Annotated in this window: 25 protein-coding genes and 1 pseudogene; 4 read left to right on the top strand and 22 right to left on the bottom strand. The window is 64.9% G+C overall.

Annotated elements, in window-relative coordinates; all coding sequences use genetic code 11:
* Positions 1 to 21: 21 nt before the first annotated feature.
* From PSV40_RS12440 to PSV40_RS12485, 10 genes are all read right to left on the bottom strand, one after another.
* Positions 22 to 909, bottom strand: coding sequence for an adenylate/guanylate cyclase domain-containing protein (locus tag PSV40_RS12440; RefSeq protein WP_300537917.1), 888 nt, complete (start codon positions 907 to 909; stop codon positions 22 to 24).
* 172 nt (positions 910 to 1,081) lie between these two features.
* Positions 1,082 to 1,837 carry a sulfite exporter TauE/SafE family protein gene (locus tag PSV40_RS12445; RefSeq protein WP_300537920.1) on the bottom strand — a complete coding sequence of 252 codons (756 nt, stop codon included), beginning with the start codon at positions 1,835 to 1,837 and terminating at the stop codon, positions 1,082 to 1,084.
* Between the two features lie 181 nt (positions 1,838 to 2,018).
* Positions 2,019 to 2,735, bottom strand: coding sequence for an ABC transporter ATP-binding protein (locus PSV40_RS12450; RefSeq protein WP_300537922.1), 717 nt, complete (start codon positions 2,733 to 2,735; stop codon positions 2,019 to 2,021).
* Positions 2,728 to 4,461: a branched-chain amino acid ABC transporter ATP-binding protein/permease gene (locus PSV40_RS12455; protein ID WP_300537924.1), complete on the bottom strand. Its 1,734-nt coding sequence runs from the start codon at positions 4,459 to 4,461 to the stop codon at positions 2,728 to 2,730. Before PSV40_RS12455 ends, PSV40_RS12450 begins: the two co-directional genes overlap by 8 nt.
* Positions 4,462 to 4,636: 175 nt before the next feature.
* On the bottom strand, positions 4,637 to 5,494 hold the full coding sequence (locus PSV40_RS12460) for a branched-chain amino acid ABC transporter permease (protein WP_300537927.1): 858 nt from the start codon (positions 5,492 to 5,494) through the stop codon (positions 4,637 to 4,639).
* A gap of 15 nt (positions 5,495 to 5,509) precedes the next feature.
* Positions 5,510 to 6,712, bottom strand: coding sequence for an amino acid ABC transporter substrate-binding protein (locus PSV40_RS12465; protein ID WP_300537930.1), 1,203 nt, complete (start codon positions 6,710 to 6,712; stop codon positions 5,510 to 5,512).
* 49 nt (positions 6,713 to 6,761) lie between these two features.
* Positions 6,762 to 7,778 carry a tripartite tricarboxylate transporter substrate binding protein gene (locus tag PSV40_RS12470; RefSeq protein ID WP_300537932.1) on the bottom strand — a complete coding sequence of 339 codons (1,017 nt, stop codon included), beginning with the start codon at positions 7,776 to 7,778 and terminating at the stop codon, positions 6,762 to 6,764.
* Entirely contained in the window at positions 7,775 to 8,944 is a 1,170-nt protein-coding gene (locus PSV40_RS12475; protein WP_300537935.1) for a CoA transferase, read from the bottom strand. Before PSV40_RS12475 ends, PSV40_RS12470 begins: the two co-directional genes overlap by 4 nt.
* Entirely contained in the window at positions 8,941 to 9,744 is an 804-nt protein-coding gene (locus PSV40_RS12480) for a citryl-CoA lyase (protein ID WP_300537937.1), read from the bottom strand. Before PSV40_RS12480 ends, PSV40_RS12475 begins: the two co-directional genes overlap by 4 nt.
* Before the next feature lie 37 nt (positions 9,745 to 9,781).
* On the bottom strand, positions 9,782 to 10,675 hold the full coding sequence (locus PSV40_RS12485) for a dioxygenase (protein WP_300537940.1): 894 nt from the start codon (positions 10,673 to 10,675) through the stop codon (positions 9,782 to 9,784).
* A gap of 156 nt (positions 10,676 to 10,831) precedes the next feature.
* On the opposite strand from PSV40_RS12485, the gene PSV40_RS12490 reads away from it, so the two are divergent.
* Complete coding sequence (locus PSV40_RS12490; protein WP_300537942.1) at positions 10,832 to 11,713, top strand: LysR substrate-binding domain-containing protein; 882 nt, start codon at positions 10,832 to 10,834, stop codon at positions 11,711 to 11,713.
* A 16-nt stretch (positions 11,714 to 11,729) separates the two neighbouring features.
* Here the strand turns inward: PSV40_RS12490 and PSV40_RS12495 are convergent, their stop codons facing one another.
* The 8 genes from PSV40_RS12495 to PSV40_RS12530 form a co-directional block, all read right to left on the bottom strand.
* Complete coding sequence (locus PSV40_RS12495; protein ID WP_300537945.1) at positions 11,730 to 12,314, bottom strand: malonic semialdehyde reductase; 585 nt, start codon at positions 12,312 to 12,314, stop codon at positions 11,730 to 11,732.
* 31 nt (positions 12,315 to 12,345) lie between these two features.
* The gene (locus PSV40_RS12500; RefSeq protein ID WP_300537949.1) at positions 12,346 to 13,323 is read right to left on the bottom strand and encodes a tripartite tricarboxylate transporter substrate binding protein; all 978 of its coding nucleotides are present in this window, start codon (positions 13,321 to 13,323) and stop codon (positions 12,346 to 12,348) included.
* 25 nt (positions 13,324 to 13,348) lie between these two features.
* Positions 13,349 to 14,533, bottom strand: coding sequence for an FAD-dependent monooxygenase (locus PSV40_RS12505; RefSeq protein ID WP_300537952.1), 1,185 nt, complete (start codon positions 14,531 to 14,533; stop codon positions 13,349 to 13,351).
* 5 nt (positions 14,534 to 14,538) lie between these two features.
* Positions 14,539 to 15,459, bottom strand: coding sequence for a tripartite tricarboxylate transporter substrate binding protein (locus PSV40_RS12510; protein WP_300538315.1), 921 nt, complete (start codon positions 15,457 to 15,459; stop codon positions 14,539 to 14,541).
* Positions 15,460 to 15,663: 204 nt separating this feature from the next.
* Complete coding sequence (locus PSV40_RS12515; RefSeq protein WP_300537954.1) at positions 15,664 to 16,281, bottom strand: nuclear transport factor 2 family protein; 618 nt, start codon at positions 16,279 to 16,281, stop codon at positions 15,664 to 15,666.
* On the bottom strand, positions 16,278 to 16,628 hold the full coding sequence (locus PSV40_RS12520; protein ID WP_300537957.1) for a Dabb family protein: 351 nt from the start codon (positions 16,626 to 16,628) through the stop codon (positions 16,278 to 16,280). Before PSV40_RS12520 ends, PSV40_RS12515 begins: the two co-directional genes overlap by 4 nt.
* Positions 16,625 to 16,924, bottom strand: a complete 300-nt coding sequence (locus tag PSV40_RS12525) for a YciI family protein (protein ID WP_300537960.1) — start codon at positions 16,922 to 16,924, stop codon at positions 16,625 to 16,627. Before PSV40_RS12525 ends, PSV40_RS12520 begins: the two co-directional genes overlap by 4 nt.
* Before the next feature lies 1 nt (position 16,925).
* A complete protein-coding gene (locus tag PSV40_RS12530; protein WP_300537962.1) occupies positions 16,926 to 17,756 on the bottom strand; it encodes an intradiol ring-cleavage dioxygenase in 831 nt (276 codons plus the stop codon).
* A 205-nt stretch (positions 17,757 to 17,961) separates the two neighbouring features.
* Here PSV40_RS12530 and PSV40_RS12535 point away from each other — a divergent pair, with 205 nt between their 5' ends.
* Both PSV40_RS12535 and PSV40_RS12540 read left to right on the top strand, forming a co-directional pair.
* Positions 17,962 to 18,891 carry a LysR family transcriptional regulator gene (locus tag PSV40_RS12535; protein ID WP_300537965.1) on the top strand — a complete coding sequence of 310 codons (930 nt, stop codon included), beginning with the start codon at positions 17,962 to 17,964 and terminating at the stop codon, positions 18,889 to 18,891.
* A 3-nt stretch (positions 18,892 to 18,894) separates the two neighbouring features.
* The gene (locus tag PSV40_RS12540; RefSeq protein WP_300537969.1) at positions 18,895 to 20,565 is read left to right on the top strand and encodes an FAD-dependent oxidoreductase; all 1,671 of its coding nucleotides are present in this window, start codon (positions 18,895 to 18,897) and stop codon (positions 20,563 to 20,565) included.
* Positions 20,566 to 20,657: 92 nt separating this feature from the next.
* Here the strand turns inward: PSV40_RS12540 and PSV40_RS12545 are convergent, their stop codons facing one another.
* Complete coding sequence (locus tag PSV40_RS12545) at positions 20,658 to 20,999, bottom strand: hypothetical protein (protein WP_300537972.1); 342 nt, start codon at positions 20,997 to 20,999, stop codon at positions 20,658 to 20,660.
* A gap of 20 nt (positions 21,000 to 21,019) precedes the next feature.
* Here PSV40_RS12545 and PSV40_RS12550 point away from each other — a divergent pair.
* A pseudogene (locus PSV40_RS12550) lies at positions 21,020 to 21,175 on the top strand (LysR family transcriptional regulator); the annotation flags it as partial.
* Between the two features lie 126 nt (positions 21,176 to 21,301).
* On the opposite strand, the gene PSV40_RS12555 reads toward PSV40_RS12550, so the two are convergent.
* Genes PSV40_RS12555 through PSV40_RS12565 form a run of 3 tightly spaced genes read right to left on the bottom strand, consistent with a single transcriptional unit; the run spans position 21,302 to position 25,086 of the window.
* On the bottom strand, positions 21,302 to 22,351 hold the full coding sequence (locus tag PSV40_RS12555) for an SDR family oxidoreductase (RefSeq protein ID WP_300537973.1): 1,050 nt from the start codon (positions 22,349 to 22,351) through the stop codon (positions 21,302 to 21,304).
* A gap of 50 nt (positions 22,352 to 22,401) precedes the next feature.
* Positions 22,402 to 23,766 carry an amidase gene (locus PSV40_RS12560; protein ID WP_300537975.1) on the bottom strand — a complete coding sequence of 455 codons (1,365 nt, stop codon included), beginning with the start codon at positions 23,764 to 23,766 and terminating at the stop codon, positions 22,402 to 22,404.
* A 21-nt stretch (positions 23,767 to 23,787) separates the two neighbouring features.
* Complete coding sequence (locus PSV40_RS12565) at positions 23,788 to 25,086, bottom strand: TRAP transporter large permease subunit (protein WP_300537977.1); 1,299 nt, start codon at positions 25,084 to 25,086, stop codon at positions 23,788 to 23,790.
* Position 25,087 lies beyond the last annotated feature (1 nt).

A 25,087-nucleotide genomic window follows, 5' to 3' on the forward strand; every position in this document is an offset into this window, starting at 1 on the left:
GCAATTCTATCGGCCGCCGCGTCAGCTGCTGATGCAAAAGCTGATCATCGGGCTGCCTTCCTTGCGTTCGCACCCGGCGCTGATCTGTCCGCTGCCGACCAGGTAACACTCGGTGCGGCGCAGCACCACGGCTTCGTTCTGGTTGCCAAAGTAGACCCAGGTGCCATAACTTGACGCATCGCTGAGCACGAACTGCCCACCGCGCCACTCCAGCGTGGCGTGCATGCGGGACACCCGCGGATCGTTCAGGGCGAGTGACGCGCCGGCGCCACGGCCAATGGACATCCTGGCGCTGCCGGCGTTGATTTGCACAGCCTGCGTGCCAGCCACCAGTTCCAGAACCAGCGGCCCGGCATCGGTGGCCATCGAGCGGCCCATCATGGTGGCGTCGTCATCGCGGCCGCTTTGCCATTCCACCCGATACACCAGGCTGGCTTCCGCCTTGCCGCGCAGGTGCATGGGGCCCAGGCTGCGCAAGGAAGCCCGCTGCACCGGCCCCAGGGCCGCCCAGACGTTCTGCGTGGTGAGAATCTGCGCCGCGCCGGCCAGGTCGGCCAGGCGCGCCGCCGAATTGACGGTATCGCCAAAACAGTCGCCGTCGATCTCGATCACATCGCCCGACTCCATGCCCATCTGCATCTGTACCGGAGCGCCAGTGCCGCCGGGCTGGATGGGTTTGTCGAGGAAACGTTTCTGGATGGCGACACAGGCGGCCAGCGCATCGCCCTCCTGTGGAAACACGACAAACAGCCCGTCGCCGAGCAGCTTGACGACCCGGCCGCTGTGCTGCTCGAAGACCTGGCTCAGGGCGCCGACCAGCTGCGTGACAAAGCGCGAGGCGGTTTCATCCCCCAGCCGCTCGAACATGCTGGTGCTGCCGACGAGATCGGCAAAAACGACGGTGGTCATGCAAACATTCTGGAAAACCGGAGGGCAGAACAGACCGGTACGCACGTGGTATCAAACGGTAACACGTAACCTTTTGTTCTCATATTGGCGATTTTTACAGAAAATCACCGGATCCCGCGTGTGAAGTTTTTACCGACGACGCCCGCCACCCACAGGGCGATGGCGCCTGGCGTCAGCGCAAACCGTCCCAGAGCAACTTGCAGCCGGTGAGGAACATGCCGCCGTACAGCACCCGGTAAAACAGCACCTGGCCGATGCGCCTGGCCATGCGTACACCGGCCCAGACGCCCACAGGCGCCAGCGGCAGCAGGACCAGCGAGGTCGCCATGTTGCGCAGGTCCAGCAGCCCCAGCCAGGCATAGGGAATCCATTTGGAGAGGTTGATCACAAAGAAGAAAAACGCCAGGGTGGCGGTGAATTTGAGCGGGCTCAGGCGCAGCGGAATGACGTAGGCGCTGATGGGCGGGCCGCCGGCATGGGCCACAAAACTGGTGAAGCCCGAGGTCGCGGTCAACAGCGCCCCCAGCCACTTCGGCGGCGGCGGGCTGTCGGGCCGGGGCGGGAAAAGCAGGCGCTGCGCCAGAAACAGCAGGGTGAAAAAACCCACGATGCCGGCCACGACCTTGCCGTCGAGCAGGCTGAACAACAGCGCGCCGATCAGCGTGCCCACCAGACCGCAAGGCACCAGGAACTTCAGCAGCTTGAGATCGAAATCCTTGCGGAACGCCGCCATGCCGAGCAGGTCCATCAGCAGCAGCACCGGCATCAGGATGGCCGCCGCCTGCGGCACGGTCACCGCCAACGCCATCATGGGCACGGCCAGCGAGCCGAAACCCGCCCCGAACCCGCTTTTGCTGACCCCCAGCAACAGCACGGCGGGCACCGCCACGGCGTAGAAGAAGGGGTCGGTGATGAGCGGAAAGGTCACGGTTTTGCAGGCGAAAGCTGCCGATTATCAGGCCTGCCAGAACCAACACGACTCAGAGTCATGCAGCACAGATCTGCCCTCGGACCGGCTTTTATACATCCAATCGGCCTCCAGCCCTTGACGGACGGGCGCCAGCAGCTATTATTTCAGGAGCAGCGCCCGACTGAAGGGGCCAGCCGGTTCACTCGTGTGTTTCCAGACCCAGGTAGGCTTTCTGGATCTCCGGGCGTGTCAGCAACTCGCTGGCCTCGCCCTGCGCGACGATGCGGCCCTCCTCCATCACGTAGGCGCGTTTGGCCAGCTCCATGGCCATGGCCACGTTCTGCTCCACCAGCAGCACCGAGGTGCCCTGCGCGTTGATCTGCCGGATGATGCGGAACATGTCCATCACGATCAGCGGCGCCAGGCCCAGGGACGGCTCGTCGAGCAGCAGCAAGCCGGGCCGCGCCATCAGGGCACGGCCAATCGCCACCATCTGCTGCTGGCCGCCCGAGAGCGACCCTGCGGGGCTGTCCAGCTTGACCTTGAGCACCGGAAACAGCGACAGCACATGCTCCAGCGACGCCTTGCGATGCGCCTTGGCCGATGCAATGAAACTGCCCAGCTCCAGGTTGTCCAGCACCGTCATCTGGGTGAACAACCTGCGGCCCTCCGGCACGATGGCAATACCGGCCTCGCAAAACCGGTGGCTGGCCAGTTCGGTGATGTCCCGTCCGTTGAAACGCAGGCTGCCCGTGCGTACCCGGTGCATGCCCGCAATGGCATTGATCAGCGTGGTTTTTCCGGCGCCGTTGGGGCCGACCACACACACCAGCTCGCCGGGCTGGACCTCCAGCGTGACATCCCACAGCGCCGGCGCTGCACCGTAATTCACCGAGATATTCCTGACTTCAAGCATGGGGTGTCCCCAGGTAAGCGCTGACCACTTCGCTGTTTTGCATCACTTCCCGAGCCGGGCCGACGGCGATGAGCTTGCCGTAGTTGAGCACGGCCACGCGGTCGGCCAGCGCCATCACCGCACGCATGACGTGCTCGACAAACACAATGGTGGCGCCGCGGTCCCTGATCTTGCGTATCAGCGTTATCGCCTCGTTGATTTCTCCCGGCGTCAGGCCGGAAAGCACCTCGTCGAGCAGCACCAGGCGCGGCCGCGAGGCCAGCGCCCGGGTCAGCTCGAGAAACTTGCGCTGGTGCAGATTCAGGTCATCGGGCAGCGCATCGGCCTTGTCCTGCAAGCCGGTGAAGGCCAGCCACTTCCAGGCTTCCTGCGTGGCCTGTTCATGGTTCAGCGCGGCGCCGCCAAACATCGCCACCAGGGCCACGTTTTGCAGCACGGTCAAATGGGCAAAAGGCCTGGGGATCTGGTAGGTGCGCGCGATGCCGGCCTGCGCAATGCTGTGGGCTTGCAGCCCTGCAAGCTGGCGGCCTTCAAAAAACATCTGCCCGCCGGTCGCCGGGAAATGCCCGCTCACCACATTGATGAAGGTCGACTTGCCCGAACCGTTGGGGCCCAGCAGGCCGAGAATTTCACCTTCGTGCACCTGCAGGCTCACACCGTCGAGAGCCTGCACGCCCTTGAAAGCCTTGGACAGGTTCTGCACGTCCAGCAGCACCTTGCCCGAGGCGGCTGGCGCCACGGCCTCGGGGGCAGCAGCGGCCTGCGCCGCAAGCGCCGGCGGAACCGAACGTTTACCCGCCGTGCGCTTGAGAAAGAAGCCGAGGATGCCGTTGGGCATGAACAGGATCACCAGCACCAGGATCACACCCACGGCCGCCTTGCCGGCAATCGGGTTGTTGCCCGCCGTGAAGAAGTACATCAGGCAGGTGATCGCGATGGCGCCGACGGCCGGCCCGGCCCAGTGGCGCGTGCCGCCCAGCACACTCATGAGCACCACCGTCAGCGGCACCACGATGGTGAAGGTCTCGCCCGCCGTCACGTAAGAAACAAACAGCGCATGGATGCCACCGGCCAGGCCTGCCAGCGCGCAAGAGATGCCGAAGGCCAGCAGCTTGTAGCGGAAAGTCGGCACGCCCATCACCTCGGCCACGTCTTCGTCGTCATGGATGGCAAACAAGCCCATGCCGAGCCGGGACGCCTGGATGCGGTAAGAGATCAGCAGTGTCGCGACAGCACCCATGAGGGCCATCAGGTAGATCGACGACGACGCCGTCGGACCGATGGCCGGGATCGCCACCGAATTGAGGTAAATGCCCGGGCCGCCGTCGATGCGCGTATTGAGCACGATGGTGCCCACCACGAAGGTGATGGCCAGCGTCAGCAGCGCAAACAGCTCGCCGCGCACCGACTTGACCCGGAACACCACGGCGCCCAATGCCATGCCCAGCAGGGCCGCCAGCAACGCGGCCGCGGGCAGGGTCCAGAGAAACGGCCAGTTCAGGTTGGCCGCGAGCCCGGCGGAGGTGTACATGCCGATGCCGAAAAACGCACCATGGCCAAAGGAGAAGTAGCCCGAATACCCCGAGAGAATGTTCCAGGACAAGGCCAGGATCATCCAGTGGCAGAGCAGATAGAGAAAGGACTCGTAGAAGGCCGGCACGCCGAGCCAGGGCACGCTGGCCAGCAGGGCACCCGCGGCCAGGATGCCGATGACTGTTTTGTTCATTGTTTAGATCCGAACGGAGCGCCGGGCCGCCCCAAGCAAAGTTCAGCCCCTTCTGGGGGCAGCGAAACGCACGAAGTGGTGAGCGTGGGGGTCATGAACGGAGCGCCGGGCCGCCCCAAGCGCAGTTCAGCCCCCTCTGGGGGCAGCGAAACACACGAAGTGGTGAGCGTGGGGGTCATAGCTTGCCGGGACGAAACAGCAGCATCACGATCAGCAGCGAAAAGCTCACGATGGGTGCCCACGAGGGCGCGGCCACGGCCATGGTGATGGCCTCGCTGACGCCGATGATGATGCCCGCCACCAGCGGGCCGAGCGCGCTGCCCAGGCCGCCGAGCATGACCGCCGCGAAAACGACGCCGACCCAGGCAAAAATCTGCGAAGGCGTGAGCGTGAAGGTCAGCGCCAGGCAGATGCCGGCAACGGCCGCAAGCGCGGCGCAGATCCCGGCCAGCATCAGCGACATGCCCTTCTGGTTGATGCCGAAAGCCGCTGCAATCGGCCCGTCCTCGGCCATGGCACGCAGCGCCTTGCCGAGGTCGGTGTAACGCATGGCCGCCCAGATCAGCAGCGACAGGCTCACCGCCACCACCAGGGTCACCAGCTCCGGCACCGGAACGTAGAGCGAGCCAATGGTGAACTTCTGGTCGTTGTAATGCGTCTCGAGACGGCGGAAATCCGCCGTCCAGATCGCCTGGATCACACTTTCCATCACCACCGTGATGCCGAAGGTGACCAGCAGCGAATTGAAAGGCGAGATCGCAAAACGCGACAACACCCATTGCATGCCCACGCCAAACAGGAAAAACAGCGGCGGCAGGATCAGCAAGGTCAGCAGCGGATCCACCTGCCAGACCGTGGCCATGTGGTAACTCATGTAGGCAGCCAGGAAAACCAGGCCGAAGTGGGCCAGGTTGATCTGGCGCAGCAGGCCCCAGGTCAGGCCCAGCCCGAGACCGATCAGGCCGTACAGGCTGCCGATGAAGATCCCCGAGAGGATGGACTGGGCAAGCAGGTTGAAACTCGGGAAACTCATCTGCGGCTCGCGGCGTCAGTTGACTTGCAGCTTGACGCCGGCGGGCGCGAACTGCGCCGGATGCACCACGACCCATTTGCCGTTCTGCACCTGCTTGATCTTCATCAGGTCGTCACCGTAGTTGCCGGGACCGTCAAAACGCAGGCGGCCGTGAATGGTCTCCACCCGGTTCTTGCGCAGCCAGGCGCCAATCGCCTTGTCGTCGAAGCTGTTGGCGCCGCGCACGCCGGCTTCCAGGATCTGCCAGGCCGAGTACGATGCCGCGGCCTGCACCTCGACCGAGGTGTCAGGCAGGTTGGCCTTGGTGGCGCGTTCGTTGAACAGTTTGACAAATTCGGCCGCAACGGGGCTGGCGGTGAACGGTGCGTGTTCCTCGAAGATCGTCAGCGACAGCGCGTTTTTGCCGTCCGGCGACTTGGTCATGGGGCCAGGGGCCGGGTAGGTGTGGAAGTGAAGCGGCGGCACGTAATCGATTTTTTTCATCGCGTCGAGCAGCATGTTGCCCTCCAGGCCGATGTCGCCGATCCAGACCAGATCCGGCTTGGCGTCCTTGACACGCGCGGCAATCGGTCCGAAATCGCGGTTGCCGAAGTCCCATTCGAGAAACAGAACTTCCTGCAGGCCGCGCTTTTTGGCGACTTCCCGGGCGCCCAGCGACATGAAGTGGATGGACGGGAACTTGCTGGTGACGAAGGCGACCGTCTTGGGCGGCTTGGGCGAGGCGGCCAGCGCGTCGAACACCGAGTTCGGCACCGTCGTGCCGGGATCGGACCCCAGAGACCAGGCCGGGAACGCCATCTCGTACTTGGCCAGATGAGGAATTCCGAAGGTGTGGTGCACCAGCACCTTGTTGTAACGCTGGGCCACGCCCATGGCCGAGAGAATCGCCCCGGTCGCGTAGGGCCCCATCAGCAGGTCCACCTTGTCCGAGGTCACGAGTTGCTCGTACAGGGTGCGGGCCAGTTCCGGCTTGGACTGGTCGTCCTTGACAATCCATTCCACCTTGCGCCCCAGCAGGCCGCCCCGGGCGTTCAGCTGGTCCACATAAATTTCCCCTGCCAGCTTGTGCGTCAGTGCCGTGGTGGCCAGCGGTCCGGTCAGGGCCAGCGTGCTGCCGATGCGTAAAGGCGCGGGGGCCTGGGCGGCGGCAGGCATCGCCAGCATGCTGACGGCACCTGCCGCAGCGACGGCGGACAAAATACGGTTGAAAAGTTTCATGGTTTGTCTCCTGTTGATTTATGGGTAAGGACGCGGGAAAACTCGGGACTCAGTCGACCTGCGCGCCGGAGCGCTTGACCAGTTCAGACCATTTTGAAATTTCCGTCCGGCCGAAGGCGGCCAGCTCATCGGGCTTCATGCTGCGCAGCTCCAGGCCTTGCGCGCCAAGTCTGGCCACGACCTCGCTGCTGGCCATGGCCTGGGCGGCGGCATCGCGCAGGCGGGCCAGGACAGGCGCAGGGGTGGCGGCGGGCGCGTAGATCATGAACCAGGCCACGAGGTCAAAGTCGCCGGCACCCTGCTCTGCGATAGCCTGCACGTCCGGCGCAGCCGCGCTGCGCTTCGCACTGGAGGCCCCCAGCGCACGCAGCTTGCCGGCCTTGATGTGGGGCAGCACGGCCGCCGGGTGGTAGAACATGAACTGCACCTGCCCGCCCATCACGTCGGACATGGCCAGACCCCCTTCCTTGTAGGGCACATGCACCATCTCGCCGCCCAGCCTGGCCTTGAGCAGCTCGCCGGCCAGGTGGCCCGAGGTGCCGTTGCCGGCCGAGGCAAAACTCACGCCACCGGGTTTGGCCGCCTGGGCGGCGAGGTCTTTCACCGACTTGAACGGGGAATTCGCAGCCACCACCAGCAGCGTCGGTGTGTAGCCGGCGAAGGCGACAGGTGCGAAATCCTTGAGCGGGTCGTACGGGAGTTTTTTGTACAAGGTGGCATTGATCGCATGGGTGCCCACCGTGCCCATGACGAGGGTGTAGCCGTCCGCCGGTGACTTGGCCACCAGGTCGGAGCCGATGGCACCGCCGGCGCCGGCGCGGTTTTCAACAATGACTGCTTGCCCCAGGGGTTTGGCCAGGGCCTCCCCAATGACGCGGGAAATGATGTCCGTCGTGGTGCCCGGGCCGAAGGGCACGATCAGCTTGACGGGGCGTGACGGATAGTCCTGTGCCAGCACGGTCGCCGGGCTCAGGCCCACGGCGGCAAGGCCCAGCGTGCAGGCGGCAGCCAGCAGGGTGCGCCGGGCCAGGCGCGGGTGCAGGGAAGACGTGAAAGAAGGGGTCATGAGCGGTTTTCCGGTTGGGGTGTTGTCGCGGCGCGCGGGGTCCAGCCGCCGCGAAGTTCTGCGTTGTGCTCGCCCAGCAAGGGCGGTGCGGTGACATCGAGGGCGCGTTCGCCATCGAAGGAGACGGGCGAACGCACGGTGCGAAAGGTTCCGACCACCGGGTGCTCGGTTTCAACGAACAGCTGCAGGTGCCTGGCCTGCGGATCGTCGGGCACTTCGGCCGTGGTGTACATGGGTGCATGCGGCACGTCCTGCGCCTCCAGGCGGCGGCACCATTCCGCGCGATCGCGCTGGGCGAAGATGGGACCCAGCACGGCGATCATGTCTTCCTGGTGCGCAATGCGCGCCTCGCGCGTGGCAAACCGCTCGTCATCAAAGATGTCCGGCTTCTCCATCGCTGCGGCCAGGCCCTGCCAGAACTTGGGCGGCGAGGACATGTGCAGCGCGATCCATTTGCCGTCCGAACACTTCATCACATACGACTGCGACACGCTGGGCCGGCTGAACGGACCCATGACTTCATTGGCCGAAAACAGGTGCTGGAAGGCGTCGAGGTTGAAGTGCGTCATGGCTTCGAACATGGAGACTTCCACCTTGCGGCCCACGCCGGTGGCGTGGCGTTCATGCAGCGCCCCGAGAATGCCGTAGGCCGCGTAGAAGCCGGTCAGGGAATCGGCCATGGCCGGGCCCAGGACGCGCGGGTCCTTCGGGTTGACCAGCAGGCCCAGGAAGCCGCTGACGGCCTGGGCGACGGTGTCGTAGGTCGGCCGATGTGATGAGGGCCCGGTTGCACCGAAGCCGCTGATGGAGCAATAGATCAGCCGCGGGTTGAGCTTGCGCAGGCGCTCCTCGCCGACGCCGATCTGTTCGGCCACACCGGGCCGGAAGTTCTGGATATAAACGTCGGCTTCCTTGATCAGCGCATCGAACTGTGCCAGGTCCGCGGCCTGTTTGGTGTTGAGCGTGATGCTGCGCTTGTTGCGGTTGTAGGTCTGGAAATGCGGGCTGTACAGGCCGTCCTTGAACGCCCGAAAAGGATCCCCCGTGCCCGGCAGCTCGACCTTGACCACGTCGGCACCGAGGTCGGCCAGCAACATTGAGGCCGCCGGCCCGGTGATGAAGGTGCCGTGTTCGACCACCCGCACCCCCGCGAGAACCTTGCTCATACCTGACGCTCCGCCGGCATTTCGCCCGTGTATTCCAGCTCGCGCGTGGCCTGGTAGGACAGCGCAAAACCGATGGGGTCGCTGAGCTCTTCGTTCAGGTGCGCAATCAGGCTCGCGGTGCGCGCCAGCATGGGCACGCCTTTGAGCGCATTGACCGGAAAACCCACGCCCAGCAACACGGCGGGAATGGCGCCCGAGACATTGAGCTTGAGCTCCTTGCCAACGATCCCGGGAATCACGGCCTCGATGGCGCGCGCAATCGCCACATAACGCTGGCCGCCGCCGGCTTTGGCCGACACCTCGAACAACTTGCCGACACGCGGGTCCAGCGTCTTGTGTTCGGGGTGGCCGTAACCGGCAATCGGCTGCTTGCGGGCGCGCAGGTCGGCCACCACCACGCGCGCAGCCGCCATGATGTCACCCTGGTGGTTGGCGGCTTCCTTCTCGACCGCCAGGAACAGGCGCCCGGCAGTTTCGGACGCGCCCAGAATCACTGAGCCCGAGCCCAGGATGCCGGCAGCCACCGCGCCCTGCATGGCATCGGGTGCGGCCGCCAGGGTCATGCGCGCAGCCTGCACGCTGGGCACCAGGCCGTGTTCGGCGATGGCCACCAGGGTGGCATTGAGCACGGCGCTGGTGGCGGCGTCGGCGCGGCGCCCGGTCACCAGCAGGAAGAAGTAGTCGCCGAAGTTGATCTGCCCGATCAGTTCGTGCGCGAGATCCGCGCCGCGAACAACGATGGTGTTTGCGTTCGAGGTGCAGATCGCAGAACGGGGCACGGTGGCCTTGCCGATTTTCAAATGAGTTCTCCAGTCAAAAAAGTGCGCGGGGGTGGTCTCAGGCGCTGGCCACCAGCCGGAAGTCGTACTTCGCGCTGTGAAAAGGTTTGTCCAGGGTGCGGCCGTCGGGTGCCTGGCCGGCCGGGTGCGCATCGAAGTCCACGATCAGGCTGTTGCGCACGCCAAACACAGCGTCCGAGTCAATGTAGGGACTGTCGGACACGAAAATGTGTGTGGTCAGCCGTTCGTGGCCGGGCGCGGTCAGCATCATGTGCATGTGACCCGGGCGGTTCGGGTGGCGGCCCATGCGATGCAGCATGCCGCCCACCGGACCGTCATCGGGCACCGGGTAAAAGGAAGGCTTGATGGACCAGAAGCGGTAGTTGCCGTCCGTATCGGTGTGAAAACGGGCACGCAAGGCCATGCCCGCGTCCGCGCCTTTTTGCATGTCGTAAAACCCCTCGCCGTCGCCCGACCACACGTCCACCGCGCAGTTGGCAATCGGCTTGCCGGCCAGGTCGGTCACGCGGCCGTGGTAATAACAGGGCTCGCCCGCGTTGCCTGCGCCGATGTCGGCGCCCAGCGGCAGCTCGGGCGCACCTTCCCAGTAGAACGGGCCCTGCACCGTCGCTTCGGTCGGTGCATCAACCCCGGTGCGCGCCTTGTGCACCGCAGCACCCCTGGCCTGGGCTATCGCCACCACCAGCATGGAAATACCCAGCGTGTCGGACAGCAGGATGAACTCCTGGCGCTTCTCGTCACACATCTTGCCGGTGGCGGTGAGGAACTGGATGGCGGTCATCCATTCGTCGGGGGTGAGCTGCACGTCCTGCACGAAGGCGTGCGCGTGTCTCACCAGGGAAGTCATGACCTGCTTGAACCGCGCGTCCTGGCAGTCGTCCATGCGGTCCACCACGGCCTGCGCCAGGTCCTGTGCGTCGAGTTGCGCCATGTCTTGTCTCCTTTTAATCGTTTACCCTGAGTCGTTGACCCTGAGACTTGGCATTGGAAAAGCAGCGCCAGTCTAGGACCTCACGCCCTGCTCCGGAAGTGATTAATTTCCACCGTTATCATCGATGCCATCAATGATGAAAACGGAGCTTTTTTCATGGAACTGCGCCACGTCCGCTACTTCGATGCCGTCGCCGAAACCCTGAACTTCACACGCGCCGCCGAACGCCTGCACGTGACCCAGTCGACGCTGTCGCACCAGATCCGGCAGCTGGAAGACGAGCTCGGTGTCGAACTGTTTGACCGCAGCAGCAAAAAAGTCCGGATGACCGAGGCCGGCGAAATCCTGCGCAGCCACCTGACCCCGGCCCTGGGGCAGATCGACCGCGCCGTCCAGGCCCTGCGCGGCAATGCCGAAACGCTGACCGGCCGCATTCGCCTGGGCACCACGCCGAGCTTCAACACACGCATGGTGCCGCTGTGCGTGTCCACCTTCCTGCACCACTACCCGGGCATCCAGGTGACGGTCGAGGAACTGTCGGCCGACATGATTGCCCGGCGCCTGGCCTCGGGTCACCTGGATCTGGCGGTGTCCTACCGCCCCGAGGGCACCGACCTGTGGTTCGAGCCGCTTTACAACGAGGAGCTGCGCCTGGTGGTGGCCAGCGCGCACCCGCTGGCGGCACGTCGGCGCGTGCGCATGGTCGAGCTGCATCATGTACGCATGGTCCTGCTGCCATCCCAGTTCCTGACACGCAAACTGCTGGACGACTGTTTCGAAGCGGCGGGTGCCGAGCCGCTGGTGGTTGCGCAACTCAACTCCATCGCACCCATGATCGAGCTGATCCGCCAGACCGGGCTGGCGGGCATCATTGCGGAGACGGCCGTCACGCCCTCGGCCGACCTGCGCGTGGTGCCGCTGGAAGACCCGACGCCGCTACGCACACCCGGCATGCTCTGGAAAAAAGGCGCGACACGCTCACCCACGATCAAACACTTCGCAGACATCATCCGCCGGGCGGCCAGCCCGGCCACCTGACAGCGGCAACGCCGGTTTACAGGACCGTGCATGCCTGCTCGAAGGACAGCCGCGGATTGCGGTCGAACAGCTTGCTGTCGTCGCCATAACCGAGGTTGATCAGGAAGTTGGCCTGCAGGCGGCCGTCGGCAAAAAACTCCGCATTCACCTTGGCCAGATCCACGCCGCTCATCGGGCCGCAATCGAGCCCCAGCGCACGCGCCGCCATCATGAAGTAGCCGCCGCCGAGCGTGCCGTTGCGCGTGGCCGTGCCTTCGGCGAGTACCTTGTTGCCCTCGAAGTTTTCCTTCGCGCCCGGCTTGTGCCAGACCTGGGGCATGTGTTCATAGAACTTCGTGTCGTTGGCCACGATCACCGTCACCGGGGCCGTCCGCGTCTTGTCGAGGTTGCCGGGCAACATGGCCGGCAGCAGGCGCGCGCGCGATTCGGGCGAGACCAGGAACACATAACGCGTCGGCTGGGTGTTCATCGAGGTGGCGCCCATCTTCGCAATGTCATAAACCTCGCGCAGCAGGGACAGCGCAACCGGCTTGTCGAGAAATCCGTTGGCCGTGCGGGCCTTGAGGAACAACTGGTCGAGGCACTCGGGGGCAATTTTCATGGGTTCGCTTTCAATGGTTCAAAAAAGGGGATCACTCGGCCTTGATACCGATGTCGCGGACCAGCTTGCTCCAGCGCTCGACATCGCGCTTGACCAGCGCGCGCGTTTCAGCCGCGCTCAGATTCAGCGGCTTGCCGCCGGCCTTGCGGAAGGTTTCCTGCAGCTCGGGCATGGCGATCACGCGCGCCAGCTCGCTGCGCAGTCGCTCCTGCACGTCGGCCGGCGTTTTGGCCGGCACAAAATAGCCGAACCAGGACTCCAGGTCGAGCTGGGCCACGCCGGACTCGAGAATGGTCGGCACGTCGGGATGCATGGGGTTGCGCTCGGCGCCCGACAGCGCCAGCGCCTTGACATTGCCGGCATCGACCTGCACCCGCGCGGTGGACGAGAGGTCGAAGAACAGGTCGACGCGGCCGCCCAGCAAGTCCTGGTAGGCGGCTTGCGCGCCGCGGTAAGGCACGTGCACCACGTTCACGCCGGCCAGGTGCCACAGGGCGGCGGCCAGCACATGCTGACCCGAGCCATTGCCGGCCGAGGCGTAGGTCAGCTTGCCCGGATTCGCCTTGGCATAAGCCACCACGTCCTTGAGCGAGGTGAAGGGCAAATCCTTGCGCGCCATCAGCGTGTAGCTGTAGCTCACAGCCAGGCCCACGGGTTCAAAGTCGCGCAGGCTGTCGTAGGACAGGTTGCTGTACAGCCCCATGTTGAGGGCGATGTTGGACACGGAGCCCATCAGCAGGGTGTAGCCATCGGGCGTGGCCTTGGCGGCCAGATCGGTACCGACCAGGGTGCCCGAGCCGGGCTTGTTGTCCACCACCACGGCCTGGCCCAGCAGCCTGCCCAGGCGCTCGCCCAGCGCACGCGCCACGAAATCGAAGCCGCCGCCCGGCGGCTGCGGCACGATCACGCGCAGCGGCTTGCTGGGGAAAGCACCTTGGGCAAAACCGGCGGGGGCCGCGCACACGGCGATGGCCGCGAGCGCCGTCCGGCGAGTCAGGGTCGAATTCATGCTTGTCTCCTCTTTATAAAATTATTCAAACCAGTGGCACAGCCAGGGGGTCGTACGTGTACAACCACTCCGACCGCGCGCGCGTGAGGTTTTTTTCCTGGAAAGTCCTGCGCATCTCGTCCTCGTCCTCGATGCGGTACAGGCCGCGGCTCGCGGTGGACTCGTTGACGATGCGCGCCGTGCGCTCCAGCCGGTTGCGCTGGTAACGCTGCAGGGCTTCGTGTACGGCGTCAGTCTCCAGACAGCGCGCCAGCACGGCCGCATCCTCAATGGCCATCACCGCACCCGAAGCCATGTAAGGCAGCGTGGGGTGGGCCGAGTCACCGAGCAGCGTGACCCTGGGGGTACTCCAGTTGTCCACTGGCGGCCGGTTGTTGAGCGCGTAGCGGTAGCAGCTGTCCCTGTCGATGGCATCGATCACGGTCTGGATGTCGGCATGCCAGCCCTGGTAGTCCTGCTTGAGTTCTTCCCAAGGCCGCTTTTGCGTCCACGACTCCGTTTCCGGCTGGCCATGCTCGACCAGCCCGACGAAATTCATCAGCTCGCCGGCCCGCAGGTAATACATGACCGCATGTTTCTTCGGTCCGCACCAGACGGTGGAGACCCGCTCCATGATGCCAGCCGGCAAACGCGCCACCGGGATCACCGCGCGCCAGGCCACGTCGCCGGTGTAGCTGACCGGTGCTTCTCCGAGCAGCTGTGCGCGTATCGCGGACTTGATGCCATCGGCGCCAATCAGCACATCGCCCTGAACCCGCGAGCCATCTGCCAGCTTCAGTGTCACGCCGCTGGCCGACTCCTCGAAACCTTCGGCACGGGCGTTAAGGGTGATGCAGTCGGGGTCGAGCGCATGCACCTTGCGCGCCAGCAGGTCGTGGAGGTCAGCGCGGTGCAGATGGTAATAAGGCGCGCCATTGGCCTGCTCGTGCTGCTCGCCGAGCGGAATCCGGTGCATCAGCTCGGCCGTGTCAAAGCGCCTGAACTCAAAGGCTTTCGGGCGCACCGCCACTTTCTCGAGCTCGTCACGGAGCCCGAGGGCGTACAACACCTTCACCGCGTTGGCGCTGGTCTGGATACCTGCCCCCACTTCGCCCAGGGCCGACGCCTGCTCGTGGACACGCACCCTGTAGCCCTTGCCGAGCAGACAGGCCGCAGCGGTCAGGCCACCAATACCGGCCCCTACAATGATCACACGCAATTCATTGTTCATGCGTGTCATTCTGCGGAAATTTTCTGCGACTTGATCAGGTTGGCCCAGCGCCTGGCGTCGGTCTCGAGCAGGCGCCTGAATTCGGCCGGCGTAGCCGTGCTGGGGTCCATCCCCTGCGTCTGGAAGGCCTTGGCGACTTCGTCCGTACGCAGGATGTCGTTGATCTCGCGGTTGAGCAAAGCCACCAGTTCAGGTGAGGCGCCCTGCGGCGCAAAAATGCCAAACCACATGCCGACATTGATCTGGCCGACTTTCGCTTCAGCCAGCGTCGGCACGTCAGGCAGCAGCGGATGCCGCTTCTCGCTGCCGATGCCCAGCACGACCAAACGGCCTGAGCGCACATGCGCAAGGGCCACATGAATGGGCAGGAACATGGTGTCGATCTGCCCGCCGAGCAGGTCGGTCAGCGCTGGGCCAGTGCCGCGGTAGGGGATGTGGGTGACAAACACGCCCGCCGTGTTCTTCAGCAGTTCCATCGCTAGGTGATGCGGCGTGCCAGCCCCCGGCGACCCATAGTTGATGCGGCCGGGCGCCTGGCGTGCGGCCGTGAGCAGGTCCGCCGCGCTTTTGAAGCCGGTTTTGGGATGGGCCACCAGCAGCAGCTGGCCCCAGCTCGTCAGCGCCACTGGCGTCAGGTCTTTGAGCGGATCAAAGGCGAGTTGCGGGTACAGGCTGGCATTCATTACCAATGTGTTGACCGTCACCAGCAGTGTGGAGCCGTTGGGTGCCGCCCGCACCACCGCTTCGGTGCCGATGTTGCCAGACGCGCCGGGCCGGTTGTCCACCACCACTGGCCGCCCAAGGCGTTCGGACAGCCTCGGCCCCACGGCTCGGGCCACGATGTCGATGCCGGTGCCCGGGGTGAAAGGCACGATCAGCCGGATGGGCGCTTGTGGCAAGCCCGCTGTCTGGGCCTGTACCCCCATGCCCGCGGTGGCCAGCAGCAACAAGGCCATCGTGAGCAAGCGCTGGCGCATGGCGGGTACACCGGCCTGGCGGGCCATCGCTGTGGCGGGGAAAATCTGCTGGGTCAAAACTGTCTCCTTCATGAAAGGCTCCTGCACAATGCGTCCGCCCGATACGTCCGATTTCTGCGCCGGATCGCATCCCCCTTTGCCGGGTGTCGTGTACTAGCGTTCGAGCACGCCGCCGGCCAGCCAGCGCGCGCCGCGCCGGTACAGCTCGTCGACCACCGGCCCCTTGAGCATGGGCATGTCCATCTTCACGGTGTAGCCAATCCGCGTCTGGATATAGGCCAGGTGGCGGTAGCCCTCGGGGAAGGTGGCCAGGGCCTGCGCATCGAGCTTGAGCTGGGCGGTCGAGTCCAGCGGGTCGATGCGGTCTTTTTCGTAGATGGGCTGACGGTGCAGCAGCTTCCATTGGCCTTCATGCTTTTGCACGAAGTCATAGAAACGGCCGGTGCAAACCACGTCGCACAGCACCGGTCCGTCCGCGCCCTCGACCATGCCGCGCTGCGAAATGGTCATCTTGGTCTGCGCAATCGCGCGCTCGCCCGCGACCTCGACGGCCGAACCGCCGAGAAAATGCAGGATGCTGACGCCCTTGGCCCAGCCCTCCTGCGTAACGCGAATGAAGTCGGCGAACGGTCCCTGGAACCAGGTCGCCATCATCACGCCTTCGGGGTGCCAGACGGTGGCAAAGCGCTCCCAGTCGCCGGCATCGCGCCAGACGGCCCAGCGCTCGACCATCTGGCGTATCAAAAGTTCGTTGTTCAGCTTGTCGTTCATTGGCTTGTTTCCTTTACTTGATGAGGGCTGACCCGCCGGCTTTCCGTCGGGTCTTCGTAATCCACCTGGTGCCGCGCGATGCGCAGATCGGCGAGTTCGCCCTTCACGCGCAGATGTTCGGGGTGGCTGGCATAGGCGTCGAGCGCCGCCTGCGTCTCGAACTCGGAATACAGCACCACGTCGCAGGCATAGTCGATGCGGCTGGCATCGACACCGATTTCCAGATGCGTGAGGCCGGGAATTTTCCCGCGCAGGCTTTCAAAACTGCGCTGCAGCCTGGCGATGCCCGTCGCCTTGGCTTCGGGCGTGTCGCCGCGGATGTTCCACATGACGATGTGTTTGATCATGCGGGGAAGCCGGCTTTCTGCGGCCACAGGTTCACGAAGGCATGGACGCTGGTGCTCGCATACAGGCCCGCGCGGGTAAAGGGTTCATCGGCGAGCCAGGCGTGCGCCGCATCGCGCGATTCGAACTCGATCGCCAGCAGGCTGCCAAGCATGGTCCGGCCGTCGTCGGTGACCAGCGGCCCGGCAAAGGCGATACGGTCCGCCATGGCGGCCAGGCAGGCCTTGTGTTCGGGCCGGACACGCTGGCGCAGTTCGCCGCTGTCGGGCTTGTCGATCAGGGAAAAGATGTAGATCACGTCATGAGGCCGGGTTGAGGACAAAATCAAAATCAAGGCGGTACACGCCGTCGGGCTGCCTGACCCAGTCAGCCACCAGCGACTGGCGCACACCGAACACCGCATCAGAGTCGAGGTAAGGGTCCCCGTTGCGAAACACATGGGTCACCAGCGTTTCATAACCCGGGGCCTTGATCATGAAGTGCAGGTGAGCCGGCCGCCAGGGGTGACACTTTGTCGCCCGCAGCATGTCGCCCACCGGGCCGTCTACGGGAATCGGGTAAGGCTCGGCCACGATGGTCCTGAAGTTGAAGCTGCCGTCGGCATCGGCCCTGAGCACGCCGCGCGCCTGGAACTTGTCCAGGTCGGCGTACTGCACGTCGTAGTTGCCTTCGGCATCGGCCTGCCAGACCTCGATTTCGGCGCCGGCCACCGCCTCGCCGGCCAGGCCCAGCACCCTGCCGCTTACCACGCAGGCCTCGCCCACCGCGCCGTTGGCCACATCGGCGCCATTGTCGAAATGCGGTGCCCCCTCGACGTGAAAGGGCCCGAACACCGTGGCCTCGGTGCAGCCGGGCGGCTTGTCGTTGTTCATGGCCACGGTCAGCATGGACAGGCCCAGCGTGTCGCTGAGCAGGATGAACTCCTGGCGCCTGTCGTCACATTTCTGGCCGGTGGCGGTGAGGAAGTGGATGCCTGCGAGCCACTCGGCTTCGGTCAGCTTCACCTCGCGCGCAAAGGCGTGCAGGTGCTGCACCAGACTGGTCATGAGCTCCTTCAGGCGCGCATCGGGCGTGCCCGCAAAACGGGCAAGCACCGCCTGGGTGATAGTGTCCTGGTTCAGGTTGCGCATGGCCGGAATTTCCGAAAAACGGGAGCGTGGACGTGCATACTTTCCTTCGTGGACTCTCTGGCGCTAACTGTAGGCTTGGGCGTCCCGGAACAAAAGCGGGCTGGTGCAAATGACTTTTCCGCGCGGTGGAAAAAAGGCGGCTGCCGCTGGGCCACAATGCAGGCGGCCCCGGAAAAGCCAAGACGGCAACTGCAGGAGACATGGCTTGGATCGCTGGACTGAAATCGAATTGTTTGTGCAGGTGGCCGAAACCGGCAGCCTGAGCCGCGCCGCCGAAGCGCTGGACCTGTCCAATGCCGCCGCGAGCCGGCACCTGTCCGCACTGGAAGAGCGCCTGGGCGCCCGGCTGGTGGAGCGCAACACGCGCCGGCTCTACCTCACCGACACCGGCCAGGAATTTTTCAGCCGCGCCAAAACCATCCTGTCGGACCTCAAGGATGCCGAGTCCGCGGTCAACGCCACGGCGCTCAACCCGACCGGCATGCTGCGTATCACGGCCTCGCTGTCGTTTTCGCTGCACCACGTGGCGCCGCTGCTGCGTGAATACACGCAGCGCTACCCCAACGTGACCGTGCACGTCGAGGCCGCCAACCGCTACCTGGACATCATCGACAACAACATCGACGTGGCCATCCGCACGCGCGAGATCGAGCCCGACTCCAACATCACGATCCGGCGCCTGGCCGAGACGCGCCGCATTCTGGCGGCGTCGCCGCGTTATTTTGCGCAGCACGGTTTTCCGAAAACCCTGGAAGACCTGCACAAACACAAGCTGCTGATCTACACCTACGCCAACAACCCGAACGAGCTGCGCTTCACCCGCGACGGTGCATCCACCACCGTCACGGTCAAGGGCCTGCTGGAGTCGAACGACGGCCAGATCCTGCGCACCGCGGCCCTCGACGGGCTGGGCATCCTGGTGCAACCCAGCTACATCGTCTACAACGACATCGTGGCCGGCCGCCTGGTGCCGGTGCTCGACGAATGGGACCTGCCGCGCCTGACCATCAACCTGGCCTACCCCAGCCGCAAACACCTGTCGGCCAAGGTGCGCACCTTCATCGACTTCGTTGCCGAACACTTCGCCAAGCAGGACTACGAGCGCAAGTGGACCGGACGTTTTGGCGTGTACTGATCCATGAGCAAACTGATTCAAACCGATGTCTTGATCGCCGGCGGCGGCCCCTGCGGCCTGATGCTGGCCAACGAGCTCGGTCGCCGCGGCATACGCTGCCTGCTGGTGGACCCGAAACCCGGCACCGCCTTCAACCCGCAGGCCAATGCCACGCAGGCACGCACCATGGAGCATTTCCGCCGCCTCGGGTTTGCCGGCGAGATCCGTGCCCAGGGCCTGCCTGACGACCACCCGACCGACATTGCCTACTTCACGCGTTACACCGGCCATGAGCTGGCCCGCCTGCGCCTGCCCACCGCCGCGCAGGCGGTGACCAACATCAAGGCCATGAGCGGCTCCTGGAGCGCGGCCGAGTTGCCGCACCGCGTGTCGCAGAAATTTGTCGAAGCCACCTTGCGCCGCCACGCCGAGGCCCTGCCCGGCATCGATGTGCGTTACGGCTGGGGCCTTGAAAGTTTCGAGGACCGCGGCAGCCATGTACAGGCACAGGTGCGCGCCACCGCCGGCGGGCAAGCCCTGGACGTGCAGGCCGCATACCTGGTCGGCGCCGACGGCCCGCGCAGCCTGGTGCGCAGCACGCTGGGCATCGCCTGGGACGGCGCCAGCGGTGTCAGGCGCGAGTTCATGGGCGGCAAGATGTTTGCGGTGTACCTGCGCGCCCCTGATTTCTACACCGTCTTCCCGCACGCCCGCGCCTGGATGTATGTGTCGGTCAATCCCCAGCGGCGCGCCTTCATGGCCTCGGTGGACGGCCAGTCGGAGTTTGCCTTTCACGCCGCCGTGCATGAAGGCGAAGATGCCGACAGCTGGACCGCCGCCGACGCGCAGCGGATTGTTGATGAAGCCATGGGCGTGCATCTGGCCATCGAGGTGTTGTCGGTCGGCACCTGGACCGCCGGCCATTCGCTGGTCGCGCAGAGCTTCCAGCGCGGGCGCGTGTTCATTGGCGGCGACGCGGCCCACCTGTTCACGCCGACCGGTGGCCTCGGCTACAACACCGCGGTGGAAGACGCCGTCAACCTGGGCTGGAAGCTGGCCGCCGTGGTGCGCGGCCAGACGCCGCCGCAGTTGCTGGACAGTTACGGGCCGGAGCGCCAACCGCTGGCCGAACGCAACACCGCCTATGCCCGGCGGTTTGCCGATTCGGTCGGCAGCTTCCGCGCCACCGCCCTGCTGGAGCAGGAAGATGCCGCGGGCCAGGCCGAGCGCGAACGCGCCGCCAGTTACCTGAACCAGCACGTGCGCCTGGAGTTCAACATTCCCGGCGTGACCTTTGGCGGGCGTTACGACGGCTCGCCGCTTATCGTGAAGGACGGCAGCACACCGCCGCCGGACGACGCCGGCCACTACCAGCCGAGCGCCAGCCCCGGTGGCCGCGCGCCGCATGCGTGGCTGGAGGACGGCTCCTCGCTGTACGACAGTTTCAACTTCGAATGGACGCTGCTGGCCCTGGGGCCGGATGCGCCCGACACCCGCGGTTTTGTGGACGCGGCGGCGGCGCTGGGCATGGATGTGAAGGTGGTGCTGCAACCGTCAGACGCGCTGCTGGCGCTGTACGAAGCGCCGCTGGCCCTGATCCGCCCCGACCAGATCGTGGCCTGGCGCGGCAGCCATGGCCGGCGGGCCCTGCAGGTGCTGAAACAAGCGATCGGGCATGCCGCCGGCACCTCCTGACAGCACAGATTACTCCTGATTTGATAGCTGCTTGCGCCCGCCCCATATGGGCTGGTGCCCGATTTGACTGATGCGCTGGCGGGGCTGCCGCTTTACCGGCCTATCGTCGCCAGGTAGGCCTGGCGCGTCTCCGGGTCCACGGACGCCAGCAACTGCGGGTAAGGCGTCTGGTGCCGGGCCAGCATGCGGGCCGAGGCGATAGCCTTGGAGCGGCGGTACCAGTGGCAGGTGTGCTGCATCAGCAACAGTTCGGCCGACAGGGTGTAGGCCTTGTCACGCGGTGCGCGGCCCTGTGCATTTTTTGCCGCGCGCTCCATCCCCTCTGCATGAACGACCAGGGCGCGCCGCATGTCGAAAGTGTTGTCGGGGAAAAATCGGTCGGTCTCAGGCAGAAATGCTGGCAGCTTGCTGACGCGGGCATCGGCCACATCCACGGCTGAAAAGTCCGCGGCGAGACGAGTGGAACCTGCCGCGCCTGACCATCAACCTGGCCTACCCCAGCCGCAAACACCTGTCGGCCAAGGTGCGCACCTTCATCGACTTCGTCGCCGAACACTTCGCCAAGCAGGACTACGAGCGCAAGTGGACCGGGCGATTTGGGGTGTATTGAGGGTTGAGGGCATGAGCTGAAATTTGCCGGCGGCGCAACCCACCGGTATCCGCGCCGCCCTCAACCGCCAAAAGCTTTTGGCAGGTTCTGGTTCCGCCGAACCGCCGATGCCTGCTGTCGGGAACCTTACGGAATAAAGCGCTGGCGGCGGAAGCTGTCGAAAATCCGGATGAACATGTCTTCCGAATCGACGAACTCCTGAAACCCGTGCTTTCGCGCCTTGGTGTTGTCAAGCATGATGTCCCAGGTCGGGGCAAAGGCATAGTTGGCGAACGCCCAGCTGGCCGCCTCGGAAAAAGGTGTCGGCAAGAGATTGTGTTCACGCACGATCTCGTTCCACAGGTCTTCCTTGTCGGCCATCATGGTTTCAAGATCGATCTGCTGCACGCCACCAGCCTTCAATCCAAAATAATCTGCAATCCGCGGCCACAGGTACTGCCAACGGAAGTGGTCGCCATTGACCATGTTGAACGCCTCGTTGGCCGCGCCAGGCGTGGTGGCGGCCCACAACATGCCTTTGTTGAGCAGTTCTACATCGCTGGCGCAATGCACGGCCCGGTATGCAGCTTCCGGCCCGGGAAAACGCAGCGGCAACCCCAGCTTCTTGCAGAGCGTGGCATAAACCGCAATCGGTTTTGGCAGGTTGATGTCGGTGCGGGCATAACCACAGACGATGTGCGGGCGCATCAGGGAGAAGGTCCAGCGCTTGCCGTGCGCAAGCTCTTTCAGGAAGTCTTCCTGCGTGTAATAAAAGTTGGGCGGGAAGTGGCGTGCATCACTTTCCTTCGCCGGCGTTTTGAAAGGCCCCAGGTGGCGACCGTAGTACTTCGAGCCTTGCAGCAGGCACACATGCTCGAGCCGGCCCGCCGCTGCTTCAATGGCAGTCATGGCATTGCGAAACAGGTCGGTGTCCCTGGCCACTTTGTCCACCCAGCGGGTCCCCGTCGCGTGGCCGGTCCAGAAAATATGGCTTGTGTCCGTCAGCTGGCTGAGTTGGGCCTCGCAATCCGCCGGGTCGCTCATGTCACACGCCACATGGCGCGCCCGGGTCTCAAACTGAGGTGGTCGGCGCGACACAATGGTCACATCCCACCCGCCTTGCTGATCCAGCAATTGCGCCATGTTGGCGCCGACCATGCCAGTGCCGCCGAGGATGACGGCAATTTTCTCTGTCATGAAATTCTCCTTGCGATTTAACGGTGGACGACGCCCAGCGCTTAGCGGCTTCAGGTGCCCCGTGCGAGCGCGACCTCGACGGCGGCACCGAGGCTGAGCAGCCGCTCGTCCTGGCCATGCACGCCGGCAAGCATCAGGCCGACCGGTGCCTCGCCGGGCTTGTGACAGGGCAGGCTCAATGCACACCCGTCGAGGAAATTGATGAGCGTCGGGTTGCGCAGCATGAGCAGGTTGGTGGCCCCATAAAGCTCCTCGCTGTCCTGCAACAGAGCGATCGGCGGGGCCACAACGGGCACGGTCGGCATGAGCAGGGTGTCACTGTTCGCGTCCAGAAGGCGCTGATGCACGCCGGCAATCCAGCGGCGCCGATCCCCCAGCAGCGTCAGGTAGTCGGCTGCTGTCATCGCGGCGCCGCGCCGTATGCGCACCGAGACCCGCGGGTCGTACTCGGCTTCACCCGTCTGGAGCAGACGCGCATGCCAGGCCCAGGCCTCGGCCGCAATAAAGCCGCCAAGGCGGTTGATATGTCCCAGCTCGGCGAACTCGGGCATGTCGATCTCCACCAAGTGTGCCCCCGCCGCGGACAGGGTACGACAGGCGGCGTCGAACGCGGCGGCCACCGTGGCATCCATGCCCTCGAAAACCAACGTTCGCGGCACCGCGATGCACCGGTCGGCAAGTGAGACCGGACGAAGCGCGGCGCCAGCACGCGCAGAAAGAACCGCGTCGAGTTGCGCACAACACGCCACGCTGCGCGCAAGCGGTCCGATCGAGTCCAGCGTGAAGGACAGCGGCAGAACCCCCTCGGTCGGCACGCGTTGCGCGGTCGGCTTGAAGCCGGTCAGGCCACACAAGGCCGACGGAATGCGCACTGAACCGCCGGTGTCCGTGCCAATCGCTGCGGCGGCCATGCCATCGGTCACCGACACCGCGGCACCCGACGAGGACCCGCCGGGGATGCGTCCGGTCGCCCGGTCCCAGGGGTTGCGGGGTGTGCCGTAATGCGGGTTCAGCCCCAGGCCCGAGTACGCAAACTCCGTCATGTTGGTGCGGCCAATGACCACGGTTCCGGCCGCGCGCAGGCGCTGCACCACGACGCTATCAGTTGTTGCTGGTGCTGCCCCGTTCAGCACACGCGATCCGGCACGCGTGATCTGCCCGGCCTCGTCGAACAGGTCCTTGACCGATATCGGTATGCCGGCCAGAGGCGGCAGCGGAACTTTCGCCGCACGCAGGGCATCGATCGCATTGGCCGTGGCTCGGGCCGTGGCGGCATGCACCGCAACAAACGTGCTTGACGCTTCGCTGGAGGTGATGGCGGCGTCCAGCGCCTGTTCGGTGAGATCGCGGCTGCTGATGCGGCCGCTGTCAAGCTCAGCGCGCCAGTAGCCCAGCGTTTTCGGAAGAAGGGACATGGATCGTTCTCGGCAACAGGCTCAACGAGCCGTCATGGCCTGGGGCAGGCTCAGCACGATCGCGGGGAACATCGTGATGAGAACGGTGGCGACCACCATCATCAGGAAGAACGGGAAGCTGGCCTTGGCCACGGTGAAGATGTCCTTACCGGTGAGGTTTTGCACCACGAACAGGTTGAAGCCCACCGGTGGCGTGATCTGCGCCACTTCAACCACCAGCACGATGTAGATACCGAACCAGAGCATGTCGATGCCGGCGGCCTGCACCGCAGGAAGAATCACCGAGGTGGTCAGCAACACGATGGAAATGCCGTCCAGGAAGCAGCCCAGGATGATGAAGAAGACCGTGAGCGCAACCAGCAGCGCCCAGGCCGGCAGTTGCATCGCCGCGATCCAGTCGGCCAGCGCCGCCGGCAAACCGGTAAAGCTCATCGCGGACGTCAGGAAGGCGGCGCCGAGCAGGATGAAAAAGATCATCGTCGAGGTGCGTACCGCGCCGAGCAGGCTGTCCAGGAAGGTCGCCCGGTTTAGCATGCCGGAGAAACCGGCGATCAGCAGCGCGCCCACCACGCCGATGGCTGCGGCTTCAGTGGCGGTGGCCAAGCCCGCGTAGATGGAGCCGATCACGCCGATGATCAGCAGGACCACCGGGATCAACCGGCGCGTGGCGTAGACCTTCTGGGCGAAGCGCATCGCCAGGCCGGCGGCCGGGATCTTGTCCTTGTTCAACAGCGACCAGAAGATGATGTAGCCCGAAAACAGCGCCATCAGCAGCAGGCCGGGCAGGACGCCAGCGATGAAAAGCCGGGCCACCGACACCTGCGCCGCCACGCCATAAACGATCATGATGATGGACGGCGGAATCAAGAGCCCCAGCGTACCGGCGCCAGCGAGCGAACCGATCGAGATCGATTCGGGATAACCGCGCGACTTGAGCTCGGGCAGCGAGATCCGGCCGATGGTCGCAGCCGTGGCCGCCGACGAACCGCTCACCGCGGCGAAGATGCCGCAGCCCAGCACATTGACGTGGAGCAGGCGGCCGGGCAGGCGCTCCACCCATGGCGCCAATCCCGCGAACATGTCGTCCGACAGCTTGGTGCGAAACAGGATCTCCCCCATCCAGATGAACAGCGGCAGCGCCGTCATCGTCCAGCTGGCGCTCGAGGCCCAACTGGTGGTCGCCAGGATGGCGCCGCCCGGCGCGTCAGTGAACAGCTCCATGCCGATGATGCCGACGGCCAGCAGCGCGGGCGCCACCCACACCCCCATTGCCAGCAGCAGGAACAAGGCCCCGATCAATACGATTGCAATCGTGGTCATG

The organism is Polaromonas sp., assembly GCF_029945925.1.
GTDB lineage: Bacteria > Pseudomonadota > Gammaproteobacteria > Burkholderiales > Burkholderiaceae_C > Polaromonas.